Annotated in this window: 11 protein-coding genes; 10 read left to right on the top strand and 1 reads right to left on the bottom strand. The window is 44.9% G+C overall.

Translation table 11 applies throughout. The features are described 5' to 3' along the window. Window positions 1-22: 22 nt before the first annotated feature. From A8708_RS01790 to A8708_RS01830, 10 genes are all read left to right on the top strand, one after another. A complete protein-coding gene (locus A8708_RS01790; RefSeq protein ID WP_068661833.1) occupies window positions 23-1816 on the top strand; it encodes a cache domain-containing sensor histidine kinase in 1794 nt (597 codons plus the stop codon). Next, the gene (locus A8708_RS01795; RefSeq protein ID WP_068661834.1) at window positions 1794-3392 is read left to right on the top strand and encodes a response regulator; all 1599 of its coding nucleotides are present in this window, start codon (window positions 1794-1796) and stop codon (window positions 3390-3392) included. The genes A8708_RS01790 and A8708_RS01795 overlap by 23 nt, the downstream gene beginning before the upstream one ends. Before the next feature lie 254 nt (window positions 3393-3646). Next, window positions 3647-4987 carry an ABC transporter substrate-binding protein gene (locus A8708_RS01800; RefSeq protein WP_068661835.1) on the top strand — a complete coding sequence of 447 codons (1341 nt, stop codon included), beginning with the start codon at window positions 3647-3649 and terminating at the stop codon, window positions 4985-4987. Window positions 4988-5060: 73 nt separating this feature from the next. After that, window positions 5061-5963, top strand: coding sequence for a carbohydrate ABC transporter permease (locus A8708_RS01805; RefSeq protein ID WP_068661836.1), 903 nt, complete (start codon window positions 5061-5063; stop codon window positions 5961-5963). 1 nt (window position 5964) lies between these two features. Beyond that, a complete protein-coding gene (locus A8708_RS01810; RefSeq protein WP_068661837.1) occupies window positions 5965-6795 on the top strand; it encodes a carbohydrate ABC transporter permease in 831 nt (276 codons plus the stop codon). Between the two features lie 42 nt (window positions 6796-6837). Next, entirely contained in the window at window positions 6838-7992 is a 1155-nt protein-coding gene (locus tag A8708_RS01815; protein WP_068661838.1) for a glycoside hydrolase family protein, read from the top strand. After that, a complete protein-coding gene (locus A8708_RS01820) occupies window positions 7986-9563 on the top strand; it encodes a glycoside hydrolase family 43 protein (protein ID WP_068661839.1) in 1578 nt (525 codons plus the stop codon). The genes A8708_RS01815 and A8708_RS01820 overlap by 7 nt, the downstream gene beginning before the upstream one ends. A gap of 201 nt (window positions 9564-9764) precedes the next feature. Beyond that, entirely contained in the window at window positions 9765-10844 is a 1080-nt protein-coding gene (locus A8708_RS01825) for a stalk domain-containing protein (protein WP_204787452.1), read from the top strand. A gap of 18 nt (window positions 10845-10862) precedes the next feature. Next, window positions 10863-11018 carry a hypothetical protein gene (locus A8708_RS35200; protein ID WP_157264509.1) on the top strand — a complete coding sequence of 52 codons (156 nt, stop codon included), beginning with the start codon at window positions 10863-10865 and terminating at the stop codon, window positions 11016-11018. Between the two features lie 33 nt (window positions 11019-11051). Beyond that, on the top strand, window positions 11052-11450 hold the full coding sequence (locus A8708_RS01830) for a (R)-mandelonitrile lyase (RefSeq protein WP_068661841.1): 399 nt from the start codon (window positions 11052-11054) through the stop codon (window positions 11448-11450). A 74-nt stretch (window positions 11451-11524) separates the two neighbouring features. Here the strand turns inward: A8708_RS01830 and A8708_RS01835 are convergent, their stop codons facing one another. Further along, the gene (locus A8708_RS01835; protein WP_068661842.1) at window positions 11525-12424 is read right to left on the bottom strand and encodes a helix-turn-helix domain-containing protein; all 900 of its coding nucleotides are present in this window, start codon (window positions 12422-12424) and stop codon (window positions 11525-11527) included. Between the last annotated feature and the right edge of the window lie 123 nt (window positions 12425-12547).

The following is a 12547-nucleotide window of genomic DNA, read 5'->3' on the forward strand; positions in this document are numbered from 1 at the left end:
AAGCCAGGAATGAGGCAGGATCATGACATCGAACCCTTTTCGAGTGCACAAGAGCATATTCGCCAAATTTACGCTTTCCTTTATTTCGGTTGGGCTTATCCCCTTAATTATCCTCAGCTACATCTCGCTGCAAACTTTCAGCGGATTTATGGAACGCTACGCAACGAACAATTATGATCAAATGCTGCTCTATGCGAGTCGGAATGTTGAAGATATGTTCATGAAATACAACAACATCTCTAAACTTATGTATTCCTATGGGGTAGGTGGGCAATATGGCCAGTTAGGGCAAGCGATTGCGGCACTTAGCAAGGAGAACGATTATCGGTTGACGATGACGGTCAACGATTTTCTACAAACGATACTTTATACGGACCGCGACCTGCTGAGCGTCTTTTTCGTTCAGCCGAACGGCACTTACCATAATTTAACCAAGAATAATGCGGCCTTAGATTATCAATATAAATACCCAAGAACAGAATGGAAATCCCAAATGGAGAAGAACCGTAATGGGCTTGCCTTTTTCCCGACGCATAAACAAGAGTATTACCTAGGGGCCACTGAGCAGGTGATGACGTTTGGGCGAAATTTAACGGATGTACTGGGTTCATCCAAAATTGAAGGGGATCTTGTCGGTACATTTTATATGGACGTTGGACTTGGGGCATTCCATGAAATTTTCAAGCAAATGTCTCTGAATAATCGTGATCGCGTCTATGTTGTAGATGAACATGGCATCATTCTCTACTGCAATAATACGAGTGAGATCGGAACGATGTATGAAGCCAATCTCTCGGATGATATACTGCATTTACGGCAGGAAACGGCAGCAAATCATCTGCAAATTATCGGTGAATTTTATAAAAAAGAAATGTTTCTTAAGCTGGAGCAACTATTACAAACGATTACAATCGTGATTGGATTATGCATTGTATCTTTGATTGTCGTAGCTGTATGGTTCTCAAACCGGTTTTCTAGACCGATTAGAAGCATTACGCGAGAAATGGCGAAGGTCGAATCCGGCAATTTCGATACTCAAGTGACGGTTCAATCTGCAGATGAGTTAGGGCTGCTGGCCCATGGTTTTAATAAAATGGTAGGGCGTTTGCAAGAATACATTAACGTCGTATACGTTGCGGGGCTTAAGCAGAAGCAGGCGGAACTAAACGCCTTGAAAAGTCAGATACGACCTCACTATTTGTACAATACGCTTGAAGTCATCCGAATGAATGCTATTGCAGAAGATGCGAATGAAGTGGGCGATATGATATTATCGCTCTCCCACCAACTTAAATATGTGCTTGATTATGGCGAGGAAACCGTCCCCATCCGAGCGGAGAAAGCGAATGTGGAGCAATACTTTCAATTGATGGTGATTCGGTACGGGGAGCATAGGCTTGTCTTGGATTTCCGATTCGACAGTAACTTATTAGACTGCGCCATTCCCAAGCTTTCGCTACAGCCGATTGTGGAGAACGCGATCTATCACGGCATCATGCCTAAGCAAGGGAAAGGTACGATAAGGATCACAATTGAAAAGTCGGAAGCCAATCAACTCTTTATTTCCGTGGACGACGATGGCGTGGGGATGAGTGAGGAGACATTGGCATCCGTTCAACATAATCTGGGGCAAAGTAGTTCGCTGGATACGGGGAGCAGTATTGGACTCATTAACGTCCATGAGCGCATCGTGGCCCTGTATGGAATGGAATATGGCGTTGAGATCACTAGCAGCAAGCATATAGGGACTACGGTTCGGCTGGTCCTTCCTATAACGAGAGAGGTGAATAACCGTGCTAAACGCCATTCTGGCTGATGATGAACCGATCATTATTAAAGGCTTAAAGAAACTCATCCCGTGGCAAGAGCTCGGTATTAACATTATCGGCGAAGCGATGACCGGTCGAAGCTTGATGGAGCAAATCGAGCTGTTCAAACCAGATCTCGTCATCACAGATATTTCTATGCCTGACGGAACAGGAATAGATGTGATTAAGCACGTGCAGAGCTTGCAGCTTCGGACGAAAATTATTTTCATCTCTGCCTATCAGGAGTTTTCGTATGCAAAGGACGCTTTAGCTTACGGCGCCGTTGAATATTTGGTCAAGCCGATCGAGAAGAGTTTGCTGCTCGAAGCGGTTCAGAAAGCGATCACGCAGCTGCAGGAGGCGACCGAAGATCAAACATCCAAAGGAAAGTTGGCCGTTTATGAGCAAAAGGATAAAAAAACGCAGCTCGAGGAGCTATTCGATCGTTTAACCCAAGGGGATATCGGGCCGGAGGAAGCAAACCGCAAGCTGCAAGCGTTGGGGATTTCGTTAAATAGGGCGAGTTTCTCCGTGTTTTCTATGGAGTTAGAGCGGTTGCAGTTACAGGACGGCAGATGGGGCGAACATGAGATGCGGTTGCTGCTATTTGCGGTGTCCAATTTGGCGGAGGAGCTGATTGGTTATTACGGGAGTGGACTTGTCATTCGCAAGGCTGAGAACCTGTGTGTGATCGTGAATCACGAGAGTAGCTGCGCGGATATGAAGCAGCTTGCCAGCGAGATGCGGGATAAGATGCTCTTTTATTTGAAAGTCCATGTGACGATTAGTATCGGGAAGCCGGTTCACTCGCTCGAAGACATTCGTTATGCCTATAAGTCCGCAGTGGATACAATGGCTCGCAGCTATTTTGAAGAGGCAGGGACAGTCTTAGCGTGGACCCGGCATGAAGGCAATGATCGACTAGAGTCGAATGTAGAGCAAGCCAAGCAAGCGATTATTCAATCCGTTATTGCGAAGGATAAGGCACATGTCGAGGTGTTGCTCTCTGATTTCTTCAAAGATGTCCACATCCATGCTAATGGAAGCAAGGAAACGGCTGTTATGGCTGGCTATTCCTTGCTTATTGACATCGTCAATGAACTGGCTGAGGTTGGGATTGCGATAAACATTTCGCCAGAGGTGAGGAAGGACTGGCTTCAGCAGATGCATCACTGTTCTCGCTTTGCAGCTTTGACCGATTTCCTGACCATGCAAGTCATGGGTATTCTTGATCAAGTCAGCGGCTCGGGCGGCTCCCGAGAAGCGCAGCAGATGAAATGGATCAAAGAATACATCGAAGAGCATTACAAACAGAATATTACACTCGAAAGTATAGCTTCCCAGGTTTTTATGAACCCGTATTATTTCAGCAGTTTCTTCAAAAAACATATGCAGGAAAACTTTAAACAGTATGTGACCAACATTCGGATGAAGCATGCGGTTAGACTGCTGCTGAATACGGATCTACTTGTGTATGAAATTGCCGAACAAGTTGGCTACCAGAATCCGCGGCAGTTCAGCGACATGTTCAAGAAGTGCTACGGCAAGCTTCCGCATGAGTATAAAAGTCAAACTAAAAGCTAGGATGTCGAAAATTGCGACAACCTAGCTTTTCTTTCTAGCCTCTGTAGGATGCCCAAGGAAAGCTGCTTTTTCCATTCGCTTAACCTTTTGAAGCTTCTTAAATTCATGCATATCAAGCTTAAAAAACTTCATTCAAACCGTTTTCACCGTATGTTAGTCTTAATTCATGGAACAGAATAACAGAAGATGCGGCTTCGCGAACCGCCTGGCTCTGTTCAAAGCATATGCAGAACAAAGGGAGGTTTACATATAATATGATTAAAATTTTTTCCAAAGTACTCGTCAGTTCGACAGTGATTGCATTGATATTAGCAGGCTGTGGTAATAGTGAATCTACAGATACGAAATCAAGCTCAGCGCCGGCAGGCACGGCAGCAGCGACCGCCGCTCCGAAGAAAGATGTGACGTTTAGCATCATTTATGCAACTGGAGATCCCGCTACTAAACAGGCCGTAACGGATTCCATTGCTGCTTTTACGAAAGCTAACCCGAACATTAAAATTAAAGATTTAAGTGAAACGACATCTGCTGCCTATCTCGACTTTTTGAAAACAAAGGATGCGGTTGGCGAATTCCCGGATCTAGTTGAAATGCGTGATACGCAGTTGTTCGCCGATGCCGGGAAATTAGCGGAACTGCCGAAGGAACTGCAAGGGCTGTTCGATAGCGTACCTCAAGTTAATGGCAAAGTGTACAACGCACCGATCTCGCTCCCTGCGCCACAAGGGATCATCTATAGCAAGAAAGCTTACGCAGATGCAGGCATTACGGATGAGCCTAAGACATATGCCGATTTCATCGCCGCACAAGAAAAGCTGAAAGCGAAAGGCATTTCTCCGATCGTCGTCGGTGGTAAAGACATCTTCCATTGGGGCTTCTGGGTGAATAAATTCCTGATTGACGAAGTGTTTATTAAAGATCCGGATTGGAACTCCAAGCGTTCGGAAGGGAAAGTAAGCTTCACGGATCCCGGTCCGGCGAAAGCCATGCAGTTGCTAACGGATTTGTTTACGAAAGGATACGTGGACAAAGGTTACATGAGTACAGCGGATAACCAAACGGCCTCGATGCTAGTTACCGGCAAGGCAGCGAGCTTGTTTTCCGGTCCTTGGATGTTTCCGACCATTGCACAAGCAGATCCGAAATTTGACTTCGGCTGGTACCCCGTACCTGATCAAAACGGCGCTATCAACGTTGTAGGTGTAGCACAACCAAGTGGTTGGTCGTTATCGAACGGGGCAGCGAAAGATGCTGACAAAACAGCAGCAATTACACAGTTTATCCAATTCTTCTTCAGTAAAGAGCAATATCCGAAATATTTGAAAGTGGCGAGTGCAATTCCGTCTACGAAGGAAAAAGTGACATATGAAGCTTCTCCTCAGCTTCAAGAAGTACTAACGATGATGTCTGATCCTAACGTGAAAAAATCACTGCAAATTAATAACTTCTGGGGTGCGAACCAAATCCCGCCGCAATTCCGCAACTGGTTCTACAAGTCCGTTCAAGATTGGCTTGTGAAAGGCGATTTCAGCGTAGATAGCCTGAAAAAGGCCGACGCGGAGTGGGACACTGAAGTGAAGGCAATGAAAAAATAATGGCATAAAGGCTGCACACGGAGAACCTCATCTTAACAGCTGAGGTTCTCCTGCTAACTAGGAGGCTAAGAGAATGACTACCATACAGCCTGTAAAGAGAAAAAGAAAATGGCTATCCTTTTCCATCGTGTTTCTTATTCCTGCATTGATTCTTTATACCGTGTTCGTCATGGTTCCAACAGCAAGCAGCATATACCTTAGTTTCACTTCTTGGGATGGTGTTAGTTCAGATATTCGCTTCATTGGTTTCGATAACTTCGTCGAGATGTGGCACAGCGAGCGCGTCCATAATGCGTTGAAGAATACGTTGATTCTTTCGGTCGTATTAGTAGTCTTGGAAAATATATTAGCACTACTGCTGGCGATGCTGGTGGATCAAGTTCGATGGTTCCGCAACATGTTTCGAAGCATTTTCTATTTTCCAACCTTATTGTCCGGGATTGTCATGGGGTTTGTCTGGACGATCATTATGAATTATAACTTCGGTGTCTTATCGCAATTGTTCGATAATATGAACCTTCCTTTTCTCAAAATCGATTGGCTTGGAAATCCGGATTATGCCTTGATGGCAATCATTCTTACGACCGTATGGAAAGGCGCAGGCTACTATATGATCATTTATCTAGCCGGTCTGCAAGGCGTTCCGCCAGAGCTGACAGAGGCTGCGAGCATAGACGGAGCCAACCGGTGGCAGCAATTCCGCCACATCACATTTCCGCTGCTGGCAGGCGCATTTACGGTGTGTATGATGCTATCGATGATTGCGTCCTTGAAAATATTCGACCAAATTGCCGTTATGACGGATGGCGGCCCTGGTTTTGCAACGGAAACGCTGACGTACATTATTTATAAAGTCGGCTTCGGCGAGTTACGGCAAGGTTTTGGTACAGCGCTATCGCTTGTGCTTTTCACATTGATCCTAATCGTATCACTGATTCAGATTAAGCTGCTGCGCAGCAGGGAGGTGCAGTTATAAGATGAAAAAACAAAAATCCATGCTTGAGCTGCTCATCTTTGCCCTGACGCTAGTTCTTGCCCTCATCTTTTTCTTCCCGATTTACTTTAGTTTGATCTCTGCTTTTAAAAGTAATGGTGCGATTATGCGCGATGCCATTGCTTTCCCGACCAGCTTGTACGTAGATAGCTTCGTCTACTTATGGACGAAAACGGATTTCCCACGGGCAATGGTGAACTCGATTATATTGACGGTCACCTCGATTGTTGCCATGATTTTGGTCATTCCAATGGCGGCGTACGCGATTGAACGTACGCATAAAAAATGGACCAATGCCATCTATGTGTACTTTCTGGCTGGTTTGATGATTCCGTTCCAGGTGTATATGATTCCGTTATTCAAAGAGATGAAAATGTTTGGTTTGTATGGCACGTTGGGAGCGCCAATTCTAATCTACGTGTCCGGTTCCGTCGGCTTCGGTGTACTGCTGTATACCAGCTTCTTGAAGGGCATTCCCCAAGAAATTGAAGAAGCCGCTGAAATCGATGGTTGTTCCAGATACGGCATCTTTTGGCGAATCGTATTTCCGCTCCTTGGGCCGTGTACAGCAAGTTTAGTCGTACTTAATGGCCTCGGTATTTGGAACGATTTCCTGATGCCAAGTCTCGTACTGCCGTCGGATAAACCGAAGACGATGATCGTCGAGATCTTCGGCTTTGTCGGTGAATACGCATCACAATGGGACATGGTCTTTGCGGGTACAGCGATTTCCATTATTCCTGTCTTGATCGCTTTCATCGCGCTGCAGAAGTATTTCGTGAAAGGGATTGCTGCAGGAGCTACAAAGGGATAGACGAGGAGAATATAGACAAACCAGAGAAAGAGGGGAAATGGGATGTTGGACGGAAACAATCAAGTTTGGTTACAGGCAGTTATCGACAAGATCACAATGAAAATGGACTGGGTGAGCGAAAAGTCGAGACATAAGATTCCATATACCACAGTGAACGGGACGCATGATAACCGCATCGTAGATAACCCATCAGGACTTGAATCAGACGAGATCAATTGGTGGACCAATGGGTTCTGGGGTGGCATGATGTGGCTGATGCATCACGAAACCGGAGATGATAAGTACAAGGAGATTGCGCATATTTCGGAAGGAGAGATGGATCGTTGCTTCCAGGAATTCTATGGCTTGCACCATGATGTCGGATTCATGTGGCTGCCGACGAGTGTGGCGAATTATCGGGTGACGGGGAATCCGGAATCCCGCAAAAGAGCGCTGCATGCAGCGAACTTGCTTGCTGGCCGATTTAATCTGGCAGGCGGATTCATTCGGGCATGGAACGATCTGGAAGAAGGCGACACAAGAGGCTGGGCGATTATCGACTGTATGTTTAATATCCCGCTCTTGTATTGGGCTTCGGAGGAAACTGGCGATCCACGGTACAAGCAAATCGCGATGAAGCATGCGGACACAGCGATTACTGCGTTTGTGAGGCCCGACGGATCGGTCAACCATATTGTGGAGTTCGATCCCTTCGTGGGGGGCGTAGTCAAAACTTACGGCGGTCAGGGCTATGAAGAGGGTTCGTCTTGGACGCGAGGTCAGACGTGGGCGCTTTATGGTTTCATGATGAGCTATATCCACACGCAGAAGGATGAGTATCTGCAAACCGCGAAACGGATTGCCAACTATTTTATCGCAAATATGCCAGCTGACGGTATTATTCCTGTTGATTTCAGACAACCGAAGGAGCCGAAGCTTGAAGATGATACAGCCGCGGCCATCGCAGCATGCGGATTCATTGAAATTGCCAAAGTCGTTGGCGAATTTGAAAAAGAAATGTACCTAGGTGCAGCGCTGAAGTTGCTTCGAACCTTAGATCAATCTCGTATTGACTGGACGACGGATAATGACTGTCTCATCCAATACGGTTCGGCATCGTATCATAATGAGAAGCATCATCACCCGATTATTTATGGCGACTATTATTTCATGGAAGCCATCTTCAAACTGAAAGGAAACGATTTGTATCTATGGTAATTCAGAATCCGATACTTCGCGGTTTCCATCCGGATGCTTCCATCATCCGAGTAGACCATGATTATTATATTGCAACATCGACGTTCGAGTGGTTTCCGGGCGTGCTCATTCATCACTCGCGGGATTTAATGAATTGGCGGCCTTTGGTCCGTCCCCTGGATCGTCTCAGCCAATTGGATTTGCGCGGCGTGCCAAGCTCAGGCGGTATTTGGGCGCCATCATTAAGCTATGATAATGGCACGTATTACTTATGTTTTACGAATGTCGTAGGCCGTAAGGGCGTATATAAGGACTTACACAATTATGTGGTGACGGCACCGTCGATTACAGGGCCTTGGTCAGATCCGATTTATCTGAACGCAAGCGGTTTTGATCACTTTTTGTACCATGACACGGATGGCCGTAAGTATGTGTTTAATATGCAGTGGGATTTTCGTAAAAATAAACGCAGATTCGCCGGCATTGTCATGCAGGAGTTTAGTTTGGCGGAAGGCAAGCTGATCGGAGCTATCAAGCAGGTTACGGAAGGCACGGACCTAGGCGTAACGGAAGGGCCGATGGTGTACAAGAAGGACGGATATTACTATTTGTTGCTGGCCGAAGGCGGAACGGGCCCGATGCACGCCGCGACGCTCATGCGAGCTGAGTCGATAGACGGTCCGTATGAAGTCGATCCCGACTATCCGATCATGACGACAAGAACAAGCCCTGATCATCCACTGCAAAATGCGGGACATGGTTCTTTGGTGCAAACGCAGTTAGGCGATTGGTACATGGTGTTTATCTGTTCGCGTCCGCTCAAAGACGGAAGTGGGCTTAGTCCATTAGGCAGGGAGACTTCGCTGCAAAAGGTCGTCTGGACGCAGGAGGGTTGGCTGCGTTTGGCATCAGGCGGAAAGCAGCCACAGCTGCTGATTCCGGAGACGGAGCTAACGCCGCACCCTTGGATGCTAGAACCGGTCCGCGATGATTTCGATGAGCCGCAGCTCAGCATCCACTGGCATTCGCTTCGTGTTCCCTACGACGAGTCATGGATAAGCTTATCTGAGCGCTCTGGATTTATGCGGTTGAGGGGAAGAGAATCGCTGACCTCCTTGCACAATCAAAGCCTTGTGGCAAGGCGGATTCAAAGTTTCCAGTGCGAGATGACGACGTGCGTGTCGTTCGAGCCGCTTTCTTTTACCCAAATGGCAGGTCTTGTCCTCTACTATGATGAGTCCGATCATTACTATTTACGCATATCGCATGATGACGAGCTGGGGAAACACCTCGCGATCATCGTAAGCGATCAAGGACACTATGAAGAGCTGGATGTTTATTTGCCGATTCCAGTAGGAGAGAGCATTTATTTAAAAGCTACGATGGATTTCGAGCAGATTCAATTCAGTTACTCGCTGGATAGTCATTACTGGCAGTGCATCGGGCCGGCGTTGTATGCAGGTAATCTAGCGGACAGTTATGCGAAGAAATTATCATTTACTGGTGCTTTTGTTGGGCTTTGCGCTCAGGATCTAAGAGGCACTAGGCTGCAAGCAGACTTTGATTTCTTTGATTACAAGGAATTGGATTAATAGCGACGCGCAAATAAATGATAGTGCAATGAATGTAAATCGTCAGTTTCCTTAGAGGAACTGGCGATTTTTTCTCTATCTTTAAGGAATAAGTAAAGAAAAAAGGGTTTCCTGTAGAAGGGTGGAAGTAAATGGAATGAGTTATTGTACGAGGAAGACGATACTGCACATAGATTTGAAACCCATGGAGGCTTATAAATGATGAGAAACAAATTGATAACTTCGCTTGTCCTAATGGCAAGTATATTAGTGCCGACAAATTCCATGGCTAATGGAACTCTTATTGAAGACGCTAGACTAGAGTCAGCTATAAAAAGTAAGTTGAACGTTACTGAATTAACTAAAGAGAATCTGAGTGAGTTGCAATACCTGCTAATATATAAGGACAATAATATAAAATCATTAAATGGAATGGAGTATGCAACTAATCTCGGGCAATTTTTAGTACAATACAATCAGATCTCTGATTTAAAGCCAATTGCAAATTTAACAAATCTATGGTTTCTAAGTCTAAATCATAACGAAATAACAGATATTTCTGCTGTAGCTAATCTGAAAAGACTTAATACCTTAGGTTTGGATTTTAACAATATCATAGATATCCGTGCATTAAAGGGGCTGAAAATTGGAAGTTTGTCTTTGGAAAGTAATCCATATTTAAAAGATATTTCAGTTATGAATCAGATGCAAAATATCCATAAACTGGACCTAGCCAATACTTCCGTTGCTGATCTGACGCCATTAATACATCATCCGATCAACTCCTTGAACATTTGTGATACCGAGATCTCAGACTTGTCTCCATTAACAAAAATCCAGAGTTTAAAGACGTTATATTTGAAGAATCTACCGTTAGACACAAGAGCAGAAGAAGTATTAACACTTTTGAAGGATAAAGGTGTAGAAATTGTTGTTCCTGATGAATTGATGTCCAAAAGCAACATTAAAGTGAATGGTGAAATACAAAAATTTGATGTAGCTCCTACACTTTCCTATGTTCGAACTATGATGCCTATGAGAACCATCTTTGAGCTTTTAGGCGCCGAAGTAAGCTGGGACGAAAAGACGAAGAGTATACTAGCAAAAACAAACACTAATGTAGTGAGTTTAACACTAGGATCAAGAAAAGTAGTGGTGAACGATAAAGACTTTTATTTTGAAGTTAAACCACAACTGTATAAGGACACAACAATGGTACCGCTTCGCTTTATAACGGAAACATTAGGAGCATCTTTGGAGTGGGAAGAATTAACTTCTACGATTAACATTAAAACGAAATAGTGTAGGAAGCTCCAGTACTTGCAAGCTATTACTTCCCCACTTGTTGGAATTGCCGGTGAGTATTCCGCCATTCCTTTTGGTATTATGATATGTACAACCAGTGTACTGGCCATCGTCGTCTATATCGTCCTTATTAGGAAGGTGGAGACTGTAGGCGTTGTAAGCAACACATAACAATTACGTAACTCACAAGGAGGCTGATAGAAAATGGAAATTAGAAAAGTCGGGTCACAACCTTCAGGCAAAGGACCATCGGAGTATTTCACGGGTACGGTTCGCATTGATCCACTGATAGAAGCAGCAGAGCCTGCTCGTGTAGCAGGAGCAAGTGTTACTTTCGAGCCAGGTGCGCGGACAGCATGGCATACGCATCCACTCGGTCAGACGTTAATCGTAACGTCAGGAAAAGGATGGGTTCAACGATGGGGAGGTCAGATCGAGGAGATTAGTCCTGGTGATGTAGTTTGGTTCCCGCCTGGCGAGAAACACTGGCACGGAGCTTCGCCAACCACAGCTATGGTGCATATAGCGATTCAAGAGCGACTGAATGGGAAAGCTGTAGAATGGATGGAGAAAGTCAGTGACGATCAATACCAAATGCAATGATGTAATTATAATCAAATGTCAAACAACAAAAACGGAGCTCCGCGGCGGGTTAGCAGGCTCCGTTTTCCAATTAATTATGGCGTATCGAATTGAAAACTAAGCTCCTTCATTACTTTCCTACGATATACGCCAGGGGTAACGCCAGTGAATTTCTTGAACAATTTATGAAAATAAGGCAAGCTCTCATATCCGCAATTGTGCGCAATCGTATCAATACCTAAATCGGTCGTTAACAGAAGTTCCTTAGCAGTTGAAATTCGCTTGGCGTTCACATAGTCGGTGATATTCATACCCGTTAATTGTTTAAACACCCTAGATAAATGAGCGGCTGAGACTGATGTATGCTTCGCTAGAGACGAAAGTCCAACGCTTTGGTCTGTGTGAAACTGGTCTAGATATTGAAGTATGTTGAGTAACCAGGAGGGGCCGACATCGGACTCAGCCAGTTGATGGCGGGAATCTTTCAATATCAAACGATTAATGATAATTAAGAGGCTATTTAAATGTAGCTGAACTGCGTATCTAAAACCAGCTTCGTGTCGTTCCAATTCTTCATGAAGTTGGTTGAATTTATCTTCAATAAGGGGGCGCACGGCTGCTGGGATCACAAGCTTATAGCTCTTATACTTGCGGGCACGCTCAAAAACTTGCATATTCGTGAACGAATCACCAGCTGAATAATGTCCGATCAGTTGCGGATCAAAATAGACAGCGGTGGCTGTAACTGGAGATTCAGAATCAGGCAATGCCTGATGAATGGTATTGCCAGGAATGATGAAGAAGTCTCCTTCATTCATCTCATAGAGCATTTGGTTTAAGAAGAATGTCCCTTTTCCACTATACACATACACCAATTCGTACCGATCATGCAGATGTTCGGGTAGTTCTCGATTTGGTGTTTTGGTGTCCTTAAATACAAGGTCAAACGGCAGGAGGTGGTCGTTAAAAAAGTTCTTTATCAGTGGGTTTTGCACCTTGTGAACCTCCCTAGTTCAGCTTGCTTGATTTTTATTCCGTATTTATAGAATATCAAAATAGAGTATGTTTGTGCAAAGGTAAAGAATTAACAAATGCCATAATCTTGGTACAATATGAGG

Source organism: Paenibacillus oryzisoli (assembly GCF_001653565.1).
In the GTDB taxonomy this organism is placed as follows: domain Bacteria; phylum Bacillota; class Bacilli; order Paenibacillales; family NBRC-103111; genus Paenibacillus_E; species Paenibacillus_E oryzisoli.

Excerpts from the sequence above, each read along its gene's own strand:
- A8708_RS01815 (WP_068661838.1), top strand. The coding sequence starts at position 6,838 with ATGTTGGACGGAAACAATCAAGTTTGGTTACAGGCAGTTATCGACAAG.
- A8708_RS01805 (WP_068661836.1), top strand. The coding sequence starts at position 5,061 with ATGACTACCATACAGCCTGTAAAGAGAAAAAGAAAATGGCTATCCTTT.
- A8708_RS01825 (WP_204787452.1), top strand. The coding sequence starts at position 9,765 with ATGAGAAACAAATTGATAACTTCGCTTGTCCTAATGGCAAGTATATTA.
- A8708_RS01830 (WP_068661841.1), top strand. The coding sequence starts at position 11,052 with ATGGAAATTAGAAAAGTCGGGTCACAACCTTCAGGCAAAGGACCATCG.
- A8708_RS01810 (WP_068661837.1), top strand. The coding sequence starts at position 5,965 with ATGAAAAAACAAAAATCCATGCTTGAGCTGCTCATCTTTGCCCTGACG.
- A8708_RS01790 (WP_068661833.1), top strand. The coding sequence starts at position 23 with ATGACATCGAACCCTTTTCGAGTGCACAAGAGCATATTCGCCAAATTT.
- A8708_RS01800 (WP_068661835.1), top strand. The coding sequence starts at position 3,647 with ATGATTAAAATTTTTTCCAAAGTACTCGTCAGTTCGACAGTGATTGCA.
- A8708_RS01820 (WP_068661839.1), top strand. The coding sequence starts at position 7,986 with ATGGTAATTCAGAATCCGATACTTCGCGGTTTCCATCCGGATGCTTCC.